General features: G+C 62.2%; 16 protein-coding genes. 7 read left to right on the top strand and 9 right to left on the bottom strand.

Annotated features, from left to right (window positions below):
* Window positions 1-22: 22 nt before the first annotated feature.
* Together secA and mutT are read left to right on the top strand one after the other, a co-directional pair.
* On the top strand, window positions 23-2,731 hold the full coding sequence (gene secA / locus ACJ8IN_RS02925; RefSeq protein WP_049213091.1) for a preprotein translocase subunit SecA: 2,709 nt from the start codon (window positions 23-25) through the stop codon (window positions 2,729-2,731).
* 79 nt (window positions 2,732-2,810) lie between these two features.
* Window positions 2,811-3,215 (top strand): 8-oxo-dGTP diphosphatase MutT, encoded by a 405-nt coding sequence (mutT, locus tag ACJ8IN_RS02920; RefSeq protein WP_033652916.1) that lies wholly within the window; start codon window positions 2,811-2,813, stop codon window positions 3,213-3,215.
* Window positions 3,216-3,254: 39 nt separating this feature from the next.
* Here mutT and yacG read toward each other — a convergent pair whose 3' ends face one another.
* From yacG to coaE, 3 genes are read right to left on the bottom strand one after another with little or no spacing between them, the layout of a single operon-like run.
* Window positions 3,255-3,446 (bottom strand): DNA gyrase inhibitor YacG, encoded by a 192-nt coding sequence (yacG, locus tag ACJ8IN_RS02915; protein WP_004932737.1) that lies wholly within the window; start codon window positions 3,444-3,446, stop codon window positions 3,255-3,257.
* Window positions 3,447-3,497: 51 nt separating this feature from the next.
* Window positions 3,498-4,250, bottom strand: coding sequence for a cell division protein ZapD (gene zapD, locus ACJ8IN_RS02910; RefSeq protein WP_039568833.1), 753 nt, complete (start codon window positions 4,248-4,250; stop codon window positions 3,498-3,500).
* Between the two features lie 5 nt (window positions 4,251-4,255).
* Window positions 4,256-4,870 (bottom strand): dephospho-CoA kinase, encoded by a 615-nt coding sequence (coaE, locus tag ACJ8IN_RS02905; RefSeq protein ID WP_033637119.1) that lies wholly within the window; start codon window positions 4,868-4,870, stop codon window positions 4,256-4,258.
* A gap of 362 nt (window positions 4,871-5,232) precedes the next feature.
* Here coaE and ACJ8IN_RS02900 point away from each other — a divergent pair, with 362 nt between their 5' ends.
* Entirely contained in the window at window positions 5,233-6,276 is a 1,044-nt protein-coding gene (locus tag ACJ8IN_RS02900; protein ID WP_015376656.1) for a GMP reductase, read from the top strand.
* Between the two features lie 52 nt (window positions 6,277-6,328).
* Here ACJ8IN_RS02900 and hofC read toward each other — a convergent pair whose 3' ends face one another.
* From hofC to nadC, 4 genes are all read right to left on the bottom strand, one after another.
* The gene (gene hofC, locus ACJ8IN_RS02895) at window positions 6,329-7,528 is read right to left on the bottom strand and encodes a protein transport protein HofC (protein WP_060423366.1); all 1,200 of its coding nucleotides are present in this window, start codon (window positions 7,526-7,528) and stop codon (window positions 6,329-6,331) included.
* Window positions 7,525-8,967: a type II secretion system protein GspE gene (gene gspE / locus ACJ8IN_RS02890; RefSeq protein ID WP_049213094.1), complete on the bottom strand. Its 1,443-nt coding sequence runs from the start codon at window positions 8,965-8,967 to the stop codon at window positions 7,525-7,527. Before gspE ends, hofC begins: the two co-directional genes overlap by 4 nt.
* Before the next feature lie 5 nt (window positions 8,968-8,972).
* Window positions 8,973-9,410 carry a prepilin peptidase-dependent pilin gene (gene ppdD / locus ACJ8IN_RS02885; protein WP_103772791.1) on the bottom strand — a complete coding sequence of 146 codons (438 nt, stop codon included), beginning with the start codon at window positions 9,408-9,410 and terminating at the stop codon, window positions 8,973-8,975.
* A 190-nt stretch (window positions 9,411-9,600) separates the two neighbouring features.
* Complete coding sequence (gene nadC / locus ACJ8IN_RS02880) at window positions 9,601-10,491, bottom strand: carboxylating nicotinate-nucleotide diphosphorylase (protein WP_019455086.1); 891 nt, start codon at window positions 10,489-10,491, stop codon at window positions 9,601-9,603.
* 84 nt (window positions 10,492-10,575) lie between these two features.
* Between nadC and ampD the strand changes: the two genes are divergently transcribed.
* Together ampD and ampE are read left to right on the top strand one after the other, a co-directional pair.
* On the top strand, window positions 10,576-11,172 hold the full coding sequence (ampD, locus tag ACJ8IN_RS02875) for a 1,6-anhydro-N-acetylmuramyl-L-alanine amidase AmpD (protein ID WP_033652921.1): 597 nt from the start codon (window positions 10,576-10,578) through the stop codon (window positions 11,170-11,172).
* Window positions 11,172-12,026, top strand: coding sequence for a beta-lactamase regulator AmpE (ampE, locus tag ACJ8IN_RS02870; RefSeq protein WP_308325427.1), 855 nt, complete (start codon window positions 11,172-11,174; stop codon window positions 12,024-12,026). The genes ampD and ampE overlap by 1 nt, the downstream gene beginning before the upstream one ends.
* Before the next feature lie 60 nt (window positions 12,027-12,086).
* On the opposite strand, the gene hemL is transcribed toward ampE, so the two are convergent.
* The gene (hemL, locus tag ACJ8IN_RS02865) at window positions 12,087-13,376 is read right to left on the bottom strand and encodes a glutamate-1-semialdehyde 2,1-aminomutase (RefSeq protein ID WP_033652922.1); all 1,290 of its coding nucleotides are present in this window, start codon (window positions 13,374-13,376) and stop codon (window positions 12,087-12,089) included.
* A 174-nt stretch (window positions 13,377-13,550) separates the two neighbouring features.
* On the opposite strand from hemL, the gene clcA reads away from it, so the two are divergent.
* Window positions 13,551-14,990: a H(+)/Cl(-) exchange transporter ClcA gene (clcA, locus tag ACJ8IN_RS02860; RefSeq protein WP_442519480.1), complete on the top strand. Its 1,440-nt coding sequence runs from the start codon at window positions 13,551-13,553 to the stop codon at window positions 14,988-14,990.
* An 89-nt stretch (window positions 14,991-15,079) separates the two neighbouring features.
* A complete protein-coding gene (gene erpA, locus ACJ8IN_RS02855; RefSeq protein ID WP_004932708.1) occupies window positions 15,080-15,424 on the top strand; it encodes an iron-sulfur cluster insertion protein ErpA in 345 nt (114 codons plus the stop codon).
* 56 nt (window positions 15,425-15,480) lie between these two features.
* Here the strand turns inward: erpA and ACJ8IN_RS02850 are convergent, their stop codons facing one another.
* Window positions 15,481-15,726 carry a hypothetical protein gene (locus ACJ8IN_RS02850; RefSeq protein WP_033652924.1) on the bottom strand — a complete coding sequence of 82 codons (246 nt, stop codon included), beginning with the start codon at window positions 15,724-15,726 and terminating at the stop codon, window positions 15,481-15,483.
* Window positions 15,727-15,869 lie beyond the last annotated feature (143 nt).

Genomic DNA, 15,869 nt, shown 5'->3' with positions numbered 1-15,869 from the left:
CATGACAGAGATATCAAACATCATGTTAGTGAAATTATTAACCAAAGTTTTTGGCAGCCGTAACGATCGTACCCTGCGCCGCATGCGCAAAGTGGTTGAGCAGATCAACCGCATGGAACCGGACATGGAAAAACTGTCCGATGATGAGCTGAAAGCGAAAACCAACGAATTCCGCGCGCGCCTGGAGAAGGGTGAATCGCTGGAAAGCCTGATCCCGGAAGCCTTCGCCGTGGTGCGTGAGGCGAGCAAGCGCGTGTTCGGCATGCGTCACTTCGACGTGCAGCTGCTGGGCGGCATGGTGCTGAACGACCGCTGCATCGCCGAGATGCGCACCGGTGAAGGTAAAACCCTGACCGCCACGCTGCCGGCTTACCTGAACGCCCTGAGCGGCCGCGGCGTGCACGTCGTGACCGTCAACGACTATCTGGCGCAGCGTGACGCCGAAAACAACCGTCCGCTGTTCGAGTTCCTCGGCCTGAGCATCGGCATCAACCTACCGGGCATGCCGGCGCCGGCCAAGCGTGAAGCTTACGCCGCCGACATCACCTACGGCACCAACAACGAATACGGCTTCGACTACCTGCGCGACAACATGGCGTTCAGCCCGGAAGAGCGCGTGCAGCGCAAACTGCACTATGCGCTGGTGGATGAGGTGGACTCCATCCTGATCGATGAAGCGCGTACGCCGCTGATCATCTCCGGCCCGGCCGAAGACAGCTCCGAGATGTACATCAAGGTCAACAAGCTGATCCCTAAACTGATCCGCCAGGAAAAAGAAGACTCCGACACCTTCAAGGGTGAAGGGCACTTCTCGGTGGATGAGAAGGCGCGCCAGGTTCACCTGACCGAACGCGGCCTGATCCTGATCGAAGAGATGCTGGTGGAAGCCGGCATCATGGATGAGGGTGAGTCGCTGTACTCGCCGACCAACATCATGCTGATGCACCACGTTACCGCCGCGCTGCGCGCCCACGTGCTGTTCACCCGCGACGTTGACTACATCGTGAAAGACGGCGAAGTGATCATCGTCGACGAACACACCGGCCGTACCATGCAGGGCCGCCGCTGGTCCGACGGCCTGCACCAGGCGGTGGAAGCCAAAGAAGGCGTGGAGATCCAGAACGAGAACCAGACGCTGGCTTCGATCACCTTCCAGAACTACTTCCGTCTGTACGAGAAGCTGGCGGGGATGACCGGTACCGCCGATACCGAAGCCTTTGAATTCAGCTCGATCTACAAGCTGGACACCATCGTGGTGCCAACCAACCGTCCGATGATCCGTAAGGATATGCCGGATCTGGTTTACATGACCGAGAAAGAGAAGATCGGCGCCATCATCGAAGACATCCGCGAGCGTACCGCCAAAGGCCAGCCGGTGCTGGTGGGCACCATCTCGATCGAGAAATCCGAAGTGGTTTCCCGCGAACTGACCAAAGCGGGCATCGAGCACAAGGTGCTGAACGCCAAATTCCACGCCATGGAAGCGGATATCGTCGCCCAGGCCGGCCAGAGCGGCGCGGTGACCATCGCCACCAACATGGCGGGCCGTGGTACCGATATCGTGCTGGGCGGCAGCTGGCAGGCCGAAGTGGCGCTGCTGGAAGCGCCGACCGAAGAGCAGATTGAAGCCATCAAAGCCGCCTGGAAAGAACGCCACGACGCGGTGCTGGCGGCAGGCGGCCTGCATATCATCGGCACCGAGCGCCATGAATCGCGCCGTATCGATAACCAGCTGCGCGGCCGTTCCGGTCGTCAGGGCGATGCCGGTTCATCCCGCTTCTACCTGTCGATGGAAGATGCCCTGATGCGTATCTTCGCTTCGGATCGCGTGTCCGGCATGATGCGTAAACTGGGTATGAAAGAAGGCGAAGCGATTGAGCACCCGTGGGTGACCAAGGCGATCGCCAACGCCCAGCGCAAGGTAGAGAGCCGCAACTTCGACATCCGTAAGCAGCTGCTGGAATACGACGACGTCGCCAACGATCAGCGCCGCGCCATCTACAGCCAGCGTAACGAATTGCTGGACGTGTCCGACGTGAGCGAAACCATCGCCAGCATCCGCGAGGACGTGTTCAAGAGCACCATCGACAACTACATCACGCCGCAGTCGCTGGAAGAAGAGTGGGACATTCAGGGGTTGGAAGAGCGCCTGAAGAACGACTTCGATCTGGAGATGCCGATCGCACAATGGCTGGACAAAGAGCCGGAGCTGCACGAAGAGACGCTGCGCGAACGCATTCTGGAGAACGCCAAAGAGCAGTACCAGCGTAAGGAAGACGTGGTCGGCAGCGAAATGATGCGCAACTTCGAGAAGGGCGTGATGCTGCAGACGCTGGATTCCCTGTGGAAAGAACACCTGGCGGCGATGGACTACCTGCGTCAGGGTATCCACCTGCGCGGCTATGCGCAGAAGGATCCAAAGCAGGAGTACAAGCGCGAATCCTTCAACATGTTCGCCACCATGCTGGAATCGCTGAAATATGAAGTGATCAGCGTGCTGAGCAAGGTTCAGGTGCGGATGCCGGAAGAGGTGGAAGCGCTGGAACAGCAGCGCCGTGAAGAGGCCGAGCGCCTGGCGCAGCACCAACAGTTGAGCCACCACGACGAGAACGCGCTGGTGACCGAAGATCCGAACGCGCCGGCGACCGCCGAGCGTAAAGTGGGCCGCAACGATCCATGCCCATGCGGCTCCGGCAAGAAATACAAGCAGTGCCACGGCCGCCTGCAGTAATGCCGGCCGTGGTTAACCGATAACACCAGGGGTTCAGCTTGCTGAGCCCCTGTTTTTTGACACCCATCAGGAGGGTGAGATGAAACATCTGAATATCGCCGTGGGCATCATCCGCAATGCGCAACGGGAGATCTTTATTACCCGCCGCGCCGCCGACGCGCACATGGCCGGGTTCTGGGAGTTTCCCGGCGGCAAGATCGAACAGGGTGAAACGCCGGAACAGGCGCTGAGCCGCGAGCTGCGGGAAGAGACCGGTATCGAAGCCGAACGTGCCGAGCTGCTGGAGGTGGTGGAGCATCGCTTCAGCGATCGCATCGTGACGCTGAATTTTTATCTGGTGGAGGCCTGGGCAGGCGAGCCGTTCGGCCGTGAAGGGCAACCGATGCGCTGGGTAAAACAGGCGGATCTGCGTGAAGACGAATTCCCGGAAGCCAACGTCGGCATCATCCGACTGTTGGTGGCGCAGGCGAACGCCGCGCAATGACAAGCGTGGCCTGGCGCCCGCCAGGCCAACCGTGGGCGATCAGCGATCGTCCATTTCACTCCAGTCTTCGCTTTCCGACAGATCGCTGTTGCTCGGAATGCGCTTCTCTTCATCGGCCCACTCGCCGAGATCGATCAGCTGGCAGCGCTTGCTGCAAAACGGCCGGAACGGGCTGACTTCACCCCAAACCACGCCGGTGCCACAGGTTGGGCATTTTACTACGGTCGTCATAACGGTTCCTTACGCCTTCTGTCAGTGCTGAGAAGGCTTTCTTTCAGAAGTTCAACAACAGGCCAGTTCGAACGTCAGGCGTTCAGGCACCACGCCATTTTCGCTGTCCAGCGGCAGGAAACGAATGGCATAGCGGGTCTTGTGGCCGGAAATCTGCGGATAAAGCTGCGGCGCCAGATGGAGGCGCAGGCGCAGCAGATCTGCCCCTTCGGCATTATCCTGGAAAAAGCCGTTCAGGCTGATTTGATTGCGGAACGGTCCGGACTGGCGGATCAGATCCAGCACCATGGTCAGCGCCTGGTTCAGCGGATCCAGCGACTGCAGCCAGGTGGCGACGTCGGCGTCGCGATCCTGCTGCGGCGCGTGCATCCACATGTGCAGGGTCGGCAGATCGAAGCTGCAGCAGCCGCCGGGAATGTTCAGCCGTTGACGCACCAGGCCGATCAGCCGGTCTTCACGCAGCGCCTGGCCGAGGCGCGGCGCCGCCATCAGCGCCGATGCACGCGACTTCAACTGGCCGCGCAGCTGGTCGATCAGCGCCATGTCCACGCCCGGCACATCGGCCCAGGCCAGCAGTTTTTGCTGCTGGCGCTCCAGCTCTTTGAGCAGTTCGGTGCGCACTTCACCGCGTTCCAGCACGTCGAGCAAGTCGGAGACGGTGCGAAAGAAGGTGAGGGCGATGGCGGTTTCACTCAGGGCGCGTTGGCCGTGCAGCTGTTGCAGCAGGAATTCGATGCGCAGCCAGGTGCGCATTTTTTCGTTCAGCGGGTGTTCAAAGAGAACGGTTGGGGAAACATCACTCATGCAGTTTAATCCTGTTGGGGCGCTGTTGCCGCCAGTTCAAGGTAGCGACGATGCAGTGCGGCGACCTGTGGCTCTATCCCCTGAGCGGCGCCGCTGTTGTCAATAATGTCATCCGCCACGGCGAGGCGCTGCCGGCGCGTGGCCTGGGCGGCGAGAATGCTTTGCGCCTGCTCACGGCTGACGCCGTCGCGCGCGATGGTGCGAGCCAGCTGGGTTTCGGCGTCGACGTCGATCACCAGCACCCGATCGGCGCGATCCTGCAGGCCGTTTTCCACCAGCAACGGCACCACCCACAGCGCGTACGGGCTGGCGGCCTGCGCCAGTTGGCGCTGGGTTTCACGGTGTATCAGCGGATGCAGCAGCTGGTTCAGCCAGGTTTTGTCATCGGGATGGCTGAAGATGCGCTGACGCAGCGCAGCACGGTTCAACGCGCCGTCCGGCAGCAACATTTCATTACCAAATCGTTCGGCGATCGCGGCCAAGGCAGGGGTGCCTGGCTCGACGACCTGACGGGCGATCACGTCGGCATCGACAAGGGTTGCGCCGTGGCGCGCAAAGGCGTTCGCGACGGTCGTCTTGCCGCTGCCTATGCCCCCGGTCAACGCAACAATGTAGGCCATGGTGTTAGGTGCATCCGATGTTCATAAAAAAATAATAGTCGAATCATAAAGCGATCGCGCAGAAGTGCAAGTCGGCAGGCGGCGCTTGCGCGTCGGCACCGTTCGGGCGGCGAGAAAAAGCGCAGCGGCACGGCAAAAATGAGCGGGCAATCACACTGCGATTATGCAGGTAAATTTGTCGGATTGTAGCGTAAATAAAGGCGAATTCGCAGTCTTGTTCGGCGATTATTAGCGCGTATTATAACGTCACTGGAACTGGCATTAATCTCGCCGCCGTCTTTTTGCGCCACTGGAAAGCCGTCGGGCAGAGATTCGAACATCCTCCTTGCGATCCGTCGCCATTAACCAGGAAATCATAAGTCATGCGTATTGAAGAAGATTTGAAGTTGGGCTTTAAAGACGTGTTGATCCGCCCTAAGCGCTCCACGCTGAAAAGCCGCTCCGAGGTTGAACTGGAACGTCAGTTTACCTTCAAGCATTCAGGTTGCAGCTGGTCCGGCGTGCCGATTATCGCCGCCAACATGGACACGGTGGGCACCTTCCGCATGGCCGAGGCCCTGGCTTCTTTCGACGTTCTCACCGCCGTACACAAACATTACAGCGTCGAGCAATGGGCTGACTTCGTACAGCGCATGCCGGAATCGGTGCTGCGCCACGTGATGGTGTCCACCGGCACCTCCGAAGCCGACTTCGCCAAAATGCAGCAGATCCTGGCTCTGTCTCCGGCGCTGAAATTCATCTGCATCGACGTGGCCAACGGCTACTCTGAACACTTCGTCGCCTTCCTGCAGAAAGCGCGCGAAGCCTGCCCGAATCACGTGATCTGCGCCGGCAACGTAGTGACCGGCGAGATGGTGGAGGAGCTTATCCTCTCCGGCGCCGACATCGTTAAGGTTGGCATCGGCCCGGGCTCAGTCTGTACTACCCGCGTGAAGACCGGCGTGGGCTACCCGCAGCTGTCGGCGGTGATTGAATGCGCCGATGCGGCCCACGGGCTGGGCGGCCAAATCGTCAGCGACGGCGGCTGCTCGGTGCCGGGCGACGTCGCTAAAGCCTTCGGCGGCGGCGCTGACTTCGTGATGCTGGGCGGCATGCTGGCCGGCCACGACGAGTGTGAAGGCACCGTGGTGGAAGAGAACGGCGAAAAGTTCATGCTGTTCTACGGCATGAGCTCCGAGTCGGCGATGAAGCGCCACGTCGGCGGCGTGGCGGAGTATCGCGCGGCCGAAGGCAAAACCGTCAAGCTGCCGCTGCGCGGCGAGGTGGAGTTTACCGTGCGCGATATCCTCGGCGGCCTGCGCTCTGCTTGCACCTACGTTGGCGCCGAGCGCCTGAAAGAGCTGACCAAGCGCACCACCTTTATCCGCGTGGCGGAGCAGGAAAACCGCGTCTTCGGCAGCAAATAAGCCGCACCTTGCATTCGGGCGTCGCGTACCGCGGCGCCCGCTATCCTCTTTTTTATCCCAGCACGCTGCCCAGTTGAAAGATAGGCAGGTACATGGCGATCACCAAAGCGCCGACAATCCCGCCCACCACCAGCATCAGCAGCGGCTCCAGCGTTTGCGCCAGCGTATCGGCCAGCTCGTGCGTCTGCCGTTCATACCACTGCGCCAATTTATCCAGCAAGACGTCCAGCGAGCCCGATTCTTCGCCCACCCGCACCAGCTGCCGGCACAGCGGCGGAAACAGCGGTTGCAGGGCGAGGGCGTGATGAAACGCCTCGCCTTCGGCGAGCTGCCGCTGCACCTGCTCCAGCGCCTGCCGGTACAGCAGATGGTCGGCCGCCAGCGCCGCCGCGTTCAAGCCTTCCACCAGCGTCAGCCCCGCGCGTTGGGTCATGGTCAGAATTCGAAACGTTTGGCTCAGCGCGCCGCCGCTCACCAGCCGGGCGATCAGCGGCAGGCGCAGCAAGGCGGCCTGCTCACGTCGGCGCCACGGCGGGCGCGGATGCAGCCAGCGGCAATAGCCGAACAGCAATGCGCCGAGCAGCAGCGCCAAATAGGGGCCAACGGCGATCAGCAGCGCGGACAACCCCAATAACCCTTGGGTAAACCAGGGCAGCGGCGCATCGAACGACTGATAAACCTTGGCGAATTCCGGCAGCACCATCACCAGCATCAGCACGCTGACCAGCAGCGCCACCGCACAGATGAAGAGGGGATAGCGCAGCGCTTTGGCCACTTTGCGGCGCAGCAGCAATTGGGCTTCCTGCTGCTGCGCCAGCTGCAGGCAGCAGCGATCGAGATTGCCGGTTAGCTCGCCGATGGCGATCAGTTGGCGATAGATAAGTGGAAAAACGCCTGGCTGCGCGGCAAGGGTTTCGGAGAGCGGCTGCCCTTCGCGCACCTGTTCTGCCAACTGGCGCAACAGGCAACGCCAGGCCGCCGAAGGGTGCTCTGCCGCCAGAAGCTGCAGCGTATTGACCAGCGGCAACCCGGCCTGCAGCAGGGTGGCGAGTTGGCGGGTGAAGTGGATCAAAGGTTCTCCGCGCCACTGGCCGGGCGTGACGCGTTTGCCGTGCCCGATCCGCCAGGGTTGCATACCTTGCTCAATCAGTAACCGGCTCACCTGCCGTTTTTCATCGCTCATCAGTTCGCCGTGGCGCAGGGCACCCTGGGCGTCGAAAGCCTGCCACAGAAACAGCCGGCGCGCTTTCATGGCGCGGTTACGCCGAGCTGGACGACGTCGATCACGCGGTACAGCTCTTCCAGCGAGGTCGCGCCTTCGCTGGCCAGCGCCAGGCCCGCCTGCAGCAGCGAAAGCTGCCCCTGTTCGCGGGCGATATCCGCCAGCCGGCTGGGAGCGGCGTTCGCCAGCAACGCCGCCTGTATTTCCGGCGTAATGGGCAACAGTTCATACACGCCGATGCGCCCGTAGTAGCCGCCGAAGCAATGCTCGCAGCCGTCGGCGCGCCAGGCGGTCAGCGGTTCCGGCCAGACCGAGGCAGGAAAATGCGTCGGTTGGCTGTGCGGGTAGCGGCAGTGGCGACATAGCCTGCGCACCAACCGCTGCGCGATGACCAGTTTCAGACAGCCGGCGAGCAGGTAGCCGGGGATACCCATGTGCATCAGGCGCGTCAGGGTTTCGCCGGTGGAGTTGGTATGCAGCGTCGACAGCACCAGATGGCCGGTTTGCGCGGCCTTAACCGCGATCTCGGCGGTTTCCGCATCGCGGATCTCGCCGATCATGATGACATCCGGATCCTGGCGCAGCAGGGCGCGCAGCACCCGGGCGAAGCTCAGCTCGGTTTTGGCGTTGATCTGGGTTTGATTGACGCCGAACAGCGGGATCTCGATCGGATCTTCGACGCTGCACAGGTTGCTTTGCGCATCGTTCAACTGGCGCAGGCCGCTGTACAGCGTTACCGTCTTGCCGCTGCCGGTCGGGCCGGTCACCAGGATCAAACCTTGCGGGCAGGCCAGCGCCGCCGCGTAGCGCGCCAGGTCCGCTCGGCTCATGCCCAGTTGATCCAGCGGCAGCTCCTGCTGTTCGCCCTGCTGAACGCGCAGCACCACCTTTTCGCCGTGCAGCGTCGGCAGAGTGGCGATACGCATGGCATAGCGCGCGCCGTCCAGCGTCAGGCTGAGCTGCCCGTCCTGAGGCTGACGGCGCTCGGCGATATCCAGCTGGCCGAGGATCTTCAGCCGGGCGATGAGGCGTGCGGTCAGCTGGGGTGACGGCGAGGCGAGGGTTTGCAGCACGCCGTCGATGCGCAGGCGAATGCGAAAATGCTGCCGAAAGGGCTCGAAGTGGACGTCCGAGGCGCGCCGCTGAATGGCCAGGCGCAGCGTCTGGTTGATGAACTGCACCACCGGCGCGTCGCCGTCGTCGGGGTAGGCGATGTCGGCGTTGTCTTCTTCGGCCGCCAGCGGCGCCGGCAGCGGTTCCTGGTGTTGGTTCAGCGCCTGCTCCAGCCTGGCCGCCGGCCATTGCTCCAGATGGATGCGCTTGCCGGTGGCGAAACGCAGCGCCGCCAGCAGCCCTTGCGGCGCCTCTTCGTTGAGGGCGATCGTCAGGGTGGTCGGATCTTCGTTCAGCGCCAGCGCCTGATAGCGCCGGCACAGGGCGTGAACTTCTTCGCTGATTTGCGCGTTCATCGCCGTTACTCCGCCGCGTTGTCGAAGCGGAAGACTTCCTGGCACACTTCAACCAGCGTTGCGTTTTCGCTGCTGCACAGCCGGCTCCAGCGGGTCAGCCCATCGGCGTTCGCTTTGGGGGTTAATGCCACCGCCAGCCCCTGCAGCGTTTGGGTGCCGGTCAGCGTGATCACGCCTTTGACGACTTTCACCCCGCTGACGTAACGCGACGTGCCGCCGGTGGGAATGCCTTTGCTGCCGGCTTCACAGCCGGTGGGGGTGCCTTCGTCCAGCACGCACAGCTCGACCGCCAGTTTGTACGGCGACATGGTTTGCAGCATGTCGGTCATCGCCGCTTTCTGGATGTAGCGCTGGTAGGCGGGAATGCCGATGGCGCTGAGGATGGCGATGATGGCGATCACCACCATCAGTTCTATCAGGGTAAAGCCGCGTTGCGTTTCCATGCGTTGTTTCCTCCATTGGGGTGTGGAAGGCAACGGTAGCGGTTTGCGCGGGGGCACGGCGAGGGGCTTTTGCGCGTTTCTCGGCGCGCTTCCATCAGTAATGACGTTGTTTGCAGCGGTGAATAAAAGGGTGCGAGGGGCTTCGCAATTTTACGGTAACGCCCCCGGCAGCGGCCGGGGGGCGAGGGGATCATTTGAAGCGCATCGACAGATCGAGCGCGGTCACATGCTTGGTCAGCGCGCCGACCGAAATGTAATCCACGCCGGTCTCGGCGAAGGTGCGCAGCGTCTCACTGGTGACGTTGCCGGATACTTCCAGCTGGGCGCGGCCCTGGGTTTGGGCGACCGCCTGGCGCATCATCTCGACGCTGAAGTTGTCCAGCATGATGATGTCGGCGCCGGCGTCCAGCGCCTGCTGCAGTTCATCGAGCGATTCGACTTCCACTTCCACCGGCACGTCGGCGTGCAGCCAGAAGGCTTTTTCCACCGCGTTCTTGATAGAGCCGGAGGCGATGATGTGGTTTTCCTTGATCAGGAAGGCGTCGGACAGCCCCAGCCGGTGGTTGCTGCCACCCCCGCACAGCACGGCGTATTTCAGCGCGGTGCGCAGGCCGGGCAGGGTTTTGCGGGTATCGAGCAGGCGAGTCCGGGTGCCTTCCAGCAGAGCCACATAGCGGCTGACCTCGGTCGCCACGCCGGAGAGCGTCTGCACGAAGTTCAGCGCGGTGCGCTCGCCGGTCAGCATCACCCGCGCGGGGCCGCGCAGCCGGCAGAGCGGTTGGTTCGGCGTCAGGCGGTCGCCGTCCGCCACCAGCCACTCCACCTGCACCTGATTGCCCAGCTGAATAAAGACCTCATTCAGCCAGCGGCGGCCACAGAATACGCCGGCTTCGCGGGTGATGACGGTGGCTTCGGCCTGCTTGTCCGCCGGTAACAGTTGCGCGGTAATATCGCGCCCGGCGTCGACTTCACCCCCCAGGTCTTCGCGCAGCGCCTGGGCGACGGCATAGGGAATATCACTTTCAATTCGTTCAAGAAGCTCGGTGCGGCGACTGTCGGCACTGTAGCGGCGTGTCGGCATGGAAAACTCCGAAATGGACGGTTAGATCGTAGGGGAACATGCTACTCTGTTGCAGGAATAAGTACCACCGCAGAGAGGTGTCTGATGCAGTTGGAAAATGGCTGGATTATCGGGGTGACGCGAGTGGTCTCGCCGCACTGCGATCGGCGCCCGGATGACGAGCCGCCGTCGCTGCTGGTCATCCACAACATCAGCCTGCCGCCCGGCGAGTTCGGCGGCCCCTATATCGACCAGTTGTTTACCGGCACGCTCGATCCCGCGCAGCATCCCTATTTTGCCGAGATCCATCAGCTGCGGGTGTCGGCGCACTGCCTGATCCGCCGCGACGGGGAGATCGTGCAGTACGTGCCCTTCGACCAGCGCGCCTGGCACGCGGGCGTTTCCCTGTATCAGGGGCGCGACCGGTGCAACGATTTCTCCATCGGCATCGAGCTGGAAGGCACCGATCAGTTACCCTACACCGAGGCGCAATACCGCGCGCTGCAGGCGGTCACCGCGCTGCTGGCCGAACATTATCCGCCGCTGGTGGCCAATATCGCCGGGCATTGCGATATCGCCCCCGGCCGCAAGACCGATCCCGGGCCGGCGTTCGATTGGGATCGCTATCTGGCATCTCTGGAACAACGCGGCGCGCCCGCCGACGCTATGCTTGAGACAAGAAATAGGGAGAGGAATCGCTAATGACGCTGTTTACGCTGTTGCTGGTTTTGGCCTGGGAGCGCCTGTTTAAGCTGGGAGAACACTGGCAGCTGGATCACCGTCTCGAAGTGGTGTTTCAGCGGCTGCATCGGGTTTCGCTGGCGCAGACGCTGGCGATGACCGCCGCCTGGATGGTGGTCGTCTGGGGCGTTCTGTGGCTGTCGCACGGGTTGTTCTTCGGCGTGGTGACGCTGCTGCTGTGGATCGTCATCGATCTGCTGTGCGTCGGCGCCGGCATCAAGCGCAAACACTACCGCGCCTACCTGAAAGCGGCGCGGCAGGGCGATACCCACGCCAGCGATCAGATGGCGGAAGAGCTGGCGTTGATCCACGGTTTGCCGGTGGACTGCAGCGAAGAGCTGCGCCTGCGCGAGCTGCAAAACGCGCTGCTGTGGATCAACTTCCGTTATTATCTAGCGCCGCTGTTCTGGTTCGTGGTCTTTGGGCCTTACGGGCCGATCGCGTTGGCGGGGTATGCCTTCCTGCGCGCCTATCAAACCTGGCTGGCGCGCCACAATACGCCGCTGGAGCGTTCGCAATCGGGCATCGATCACCTGCTGAACTGGCTGGACTGGATCCCGGTGCGTTTGGCCGGGGTGGCCTACGCGCTGTTTGGCCACGGCGAGCGGGCGCTGCCGGCCTGGTTCGCCTCGCTGGGGGATCGGCATTCATCGTCGTATCAGGTGCTGACGCGGCTGGCGCAGTTCTCGCTGGCGCGCGATCCGCATATGGATCCGGTGCAAACGCCGCGGGCGGCGGTGACGCTGGCGCGCAAGGTGACGATGATCATCGTGGTGGTGGTGGCGCTGTTGACCATTTACGGCACGCTGTTTTAAGCGGCAGCGAAAAGCAAAACGGGCGCCGAGGCACCCGTTTTTTTGGCCATTCGGCCGGGATTACAGCTTGGCGAAGCAGCGACGCGCGGCGTCGATGGTGCGCTGAATGTCTTCCTTGCTGTGCGCCACGGACATGAAGCCCGCTTCGAAGGCGGACGGAGCCAGATACACCCCTTCTTCCAGCATCAGATGGAAGAAGCGCTTGAAGCGTTCCACGTCGCACTGCATCACGTCCTGGTAGCAGGTGACCGCCGGCGCGTCGGTGAAGAACAGGCCGAACATGCCGCCGACGTTGTTGACCACCAGCGGGATATTCTCTTCCTGCGCCGCGTGCAGCAGGCCAGCGGCCAGCATCTCGGTCAGTTCGGTCAGCGTCTGGTGCACGCCCACCTGCGACACTTCGGTCAGGCAGGCATAGCCCGCCGCCATGGCGATCGGGTTGCCGGACAGGGTGCCCGCCTGGTAGACCGGGCCGGTCGGCGCCAGCGAGTCCATCACGTCGCGGCGGCCGCCGAAGGCGCCCACCGGCATGCCGCCGCCGATGATTTTGCCGAGGCAGGTCAGATCCGGCTCGACGCCGTAATAGGACTGTGCGCCGGCCAGCGCCACGCGGAAGCCGGTCATCACTTCATCGATGATCAAGAGCGCGCCGTACTTGTCGCACAGCGCGCGCAGGCCCGGCAGGAATTCCGGCAGCGGCGGCACGCAGTTCATGTTGCCGGCGACCGGCTCGACGATGATACAGGCGATCTCGGACGGGTACTGCTCGAAGGCGGCCCGCACCGAATCCAGGTCGTTATAGGTGCAGGTCAGGGTGTGCTTGGCGAAATCGGCCGGCACGCCCGGTGAGTTCGGCTGGCCGAGGGTCAGCGCGCCGGAACCGGCTTTCACCAGCAGGCAGTCGGCGTGGCCGTGGTAGCAGCCTTCGAACTTGATGATTTTATCGCGGTTGGTGTAGCCGCGCGCCAGGCGGATGGCGCTCATGGTGGCTTCGGTGCCCGAGTTCACCATGCGCACCATATCCATCGTCGGCACCAGCTCAGTGACCAGCTGCGCCATTTTGACTTCCATCTCGGTTGGCGCGCCGAAGCTCAGGCCGCGCTGCGCCGCTTCGATCACCGCGTCGCGGATCGCCGGGTGGTTATGCCCCAGCACCATCGGCCCCCAGGAACCGACATAGTCGATATAGGCCTTGCCGTCGGCATCGAACAGGTAAGCCCCGTCTGCCCGCTCGATAAACAGCGGCACACCGCCTACGCCGGTGAATGCACGCACCGGAGAGTTCACCCCGCCGGGGATCAACTGTTGCGCCTGGGCGTACAGACTTTCGGACTTGCTGTGTAGGCTCATAAATCGGCTCCTGGATTCTCTTTTGAATGATTTGACCGCGCTATTCTAGAGGAGAGCGCCGCGTTATGAAACGATCACAGTCAGATACCATTAACGGCAGCGCCCGCCGCCGGGTTGGGGTAGAATAACCGCCTTGCCTATTTGTATTACAAATTACCTAACGAATTACTCGCGATGACGGAATCACAATCACAGCCAGTCGGGACGTTGAGCCCGCGTCTTAGCCGCAGCGATGCGGTGCGTCAGTTTATTCGCCGCGATAAAACGCCGGTGGCGATCCTGGTGATGGCCGCGCTGGTGGGGACGCTGGCCGGTTTGCTCGGCGTGGCCTTCGATAAGGCGGTGGAGTGGGTGCAGCAGCAGCGGCTGGCTTCGCTGGCGCAGGTCGCCGACTCCTGGAGCCTGGTGTGGCCACTGGCGTTTATCCTGTCCGCCGCGCTGGCGGCGCTGGGCTATTACCTGGTGCGGCGCTTTGCCCCTGAGGCGGGCGGCTCGGGCATTCCGGAGATCGAAGGCGCGCTGGAGGAGCTGCGGCCGGTGCGCTGGTGGCGCGTGATCCCGGTGAAATTCATCGGCGGCATGGGCACGCTGGGGGCGGGCATGGTGCTGGGGCGCGAAGGGCCCACGGTGCAAATGGGTGGCAACGTCGGGCGCATGGTATTGGACGTGCTGCGCATTCGCGGCGCCGAGGCGCGTCATACGCTGCTGGCGACCGGAGCCGCCGCGGGGCTGTCTGCCGCCTTCAATGCGCCGCTGGCCGGCATCTTGTTCATCATCGAAGAGATGCGGCCGCAGTTTCGCTACAACTTGATCTCGATTAAAGCAGTGTTTATCGGCGTTATCATGTCGAGCGTGGTGTTCCAGCTGTTTAACGGCCAGGGCTCGGTGATCGCGGTCGATAAACTTTCTTCGGCGCCCATTAATACCCTGTGGCTCTATCTGGTGCTGGGGGCGATATTCGGCGCGGTGGGCGTGGGATTCAACGCGCTGATCTTCCGCACTCAGGATATGTTTGCGCGCCTGCACGGCGGCAGAATGCGCAATGTCTTGCTGATGGGCGGGCTGCTCGGCGGCGTGTGCGGCATTCTGGGGCTGATCCAGCCGGAGGCGGCGGGTGGCGGCTTTGGGCTGATCCCGATCGCCGCGGCGGGCAATTACAGCGTCGGCATGTTGATGTTCATCTTTATTACCCGCATCTTCACTACGCTGCTGTGCTTCGGCTCCGGCGCGCCGGGCGGCATCTTCGCGCCTATGCTGGCGCTGGGCACGCTGTTCGGCACCGCCTTCGGGCTGGCGGGGGCGCATCTGTTCCCGCAGTACGGCATCGAGGCGGGCACCTTCGCCATCGCCGGCATGGGGGCGCTGTTCGCCGCTACGGTGCGCGCCCCGCTGACCGGCATCGTGCTGGTGCTGGAAATGACCGACAACTACCAACTCATTTTACCGATGATCATCACCTGCCTCGGCGCCACGGTGGTGGCGCAGCTGCTCGGCGGCAAGCCGCTGTATTCGTCGATCCTGGCCCGCATGCTGCAAAGGCAGGAGGCGCAGCTGGCGCGGGAAGCGGCGGAGAAAACAGGTAAGGAAAATACAACAAATGCGGTGAATACTTGAACGCAACACTCAGGTATCGGATAATCGTTAATATTAATCAGGCAGCCATAGTAGCGATCTGATGCTGAACAATGTTGGGAGTAAAGAGTATGAGTGATCAAACGGCACTGCCCCTGCAATTTACCGAGGCAGCAGCAAACAAGGTTAAGTTCCTGATTGCTGACGAAGAAAACCCGAACCTTAAGCTGCGGGTTTACATTACCGGCGGCGGCTGCAGCGGATTCCAGTACGGCTTCACTTTTGACGACAAGGTCAACGATGGCGACATGACCATCGAGAAGCAGGGCGTGGCGCTGGTGGTCGATCCGATGAGCCTGCAGTATCTGGTCGGCGGTTCGGTGGACTACACCGAAGGGCTGGAAGGGTCGCGCTTCGTGGTGACCAACCCGAATGCCAAAACCACCTGCGGTTGCGGTTCGTCGTTCAGCATCTGAGTTTGCCTGTCAGAATATCAACCCGCTCGCCTTACGGCCGGCGGGTTTTTTTATGCCTACCATTCCACGAGGATCACTTCCGCCCCGTTCTCCAGCGCCGGTTGGCGGGTAATGTTCGGCTGCGCCGCCGCATGGCTGCATTCGGCCCGTGGGGCGGCGGCCTCGAGGCGCACGGCGCATTGCGGTTCAATGGTCAGAGTAACGCCGATCCGGCCGCTGACGGCATCGGCATGCGCGGCGCCACTCAGCAGGGCGCCACAGCAGGCAAGCAGGATTTTTTTCATCATTGCGGGAATAGCCATCCGTAAGCAATCTTGTGATGACTTATCGGCAAAAAGTTAAAAAGGTTTAACAGCGCGGGGAGGGGATTAACCTGCGGATAACAGAATTTTACATCGTCACTACGCTATTTATTGGGTGAAAATAATACCATCAAGCCCGTTTT

It is taken from the genome of Serratia sp. CY31944 (genome assembly GCF_052169175.1).
GTDB lineage: Bacteria > Pseudomonadota > Gammaproteobacteria > Enterobacterales > Enterobacteriaceae > Serratia > Serratia sarumanii.
Note: the sequence above shows the minus strand (reverse complement) of the source record. Positions and strands in the feature narration are given on the sequence as shown.

What these genes read in the sequence shown, in the direction of transcription:
- ppdD (WP_103772791.1), bottom strand. Translation starts at nt 9,410, where the DNA reads ATGGAAACGCAACGCGGCTTTACCCTGATAGAACTGATGGTGGTGATC.
- zapD (WP_039568833.1), bottom strand. Translation starts at nt 4,250, where the DNA reads ATGAGTGATGTTTCCCCAACCGTTCTCTTTGAACACCCGCTGAACGAA.
- clcA (WP_442519480.1), top strand. Translation starts at nt 13,551, where the DNA reads ATGACGGAATCACAATCACAGCCAGTCGGGACGTTGAGCCCGCGTCTT.
- ampE (WP_308325427.1), top strand. Translation starts at nt 11,172, where the DNA reads ATGACGCTGTTTACGCTGTTGCTGGTTTTGGCCTGGGAGCGCCTGTTT.
- hofC (WP_060423366.1), bottom strand. Translation starts at nt 7,528, where the DNA reads ATGAAAGCGCGCCGGCTGTTTCTGTGGCAGGCTTTCGACGCCCAGGGT.
- ACJ8IN_RS02900 (WP_015376656.1), top strand. Translation starts at nt 5,233, where the DNA reads ATGCGTATTGAAGAAGATTTGAAGTTGGGCTTTAAAGACGTGTTGATC.
- ACJ8IN_RS02850 (WP_033652924.1), bottom strand. Translation starts at nt 15,726, where the DNA reads ATGGCTATTCCCGCAATGATGAAAAAAATCCTGCTTGCCTGCTGTGGC.
- hemL (WP_033652922.1), bottom strand. Translation starts at nt 13,376, where the DNA reads ATGAGCCTACACAGCAAGTCCGAAAGTCTGTACGCCCAGGCGCAACAG.
- ampD (WP_033652921.1), top strand. Translation starts at nt 10,576, where the DNA reads ATGCAGTTGGAAAATGGCTGGATTATCGGGGTGACGCGAGTGGTCTCG.
- mutT (WP_033652916.1), top strand. Translation starts at nt 2,811, where the DNA reads ATGAAACATCTGAATATCGCCGTGGGCATCATCCGCAATGCGCAACGG.
- secA (WP_049213091.1), top strand. Translation starts at nt 23, where the DNA reads ATGTTAGTGAAATTATTAACCAAAGTTTTTGGCAGCCGTAACGATCGT.
- nadC (WP_019455086.1), bottom strand. Translation starts at nt 10,491, where the DNA reads ATGCCGACACGCCGCTACAGTGCCGACAGTCGCCGCACCGAGCTTCTT.
- erpA (WP_004932708.1), top strand. Translation starts at nt 15,080, where the DNA reads ATGAGTGATCAAACGGCACTGCCCCTGCAATTTACCGAGGCAGCAGCA.
- yacG (WP_004932737.1), bottom strand. Translation starts at nt 3,446, where the DNA reads ATGACGACCGTAGTAAAATGCCCAACCTGTGGCACCGGCGTGGTTTGG.
- gspE (WP_049213094.1), bottom strand. Translation starts at nt 8,967, where the DNA reads ATGAACGCGCAAATCAGCGAAGAAGTTCACGCCCTGTGCCGGCGCTAT.
- coaE (WP_033637119.1), bottom strand. Translation starts at nt 4,870, where the DNA reads ATGGCCTACATTGTTGCGTTGACCGGGGGCATAGGCAGCGGCAAGACG.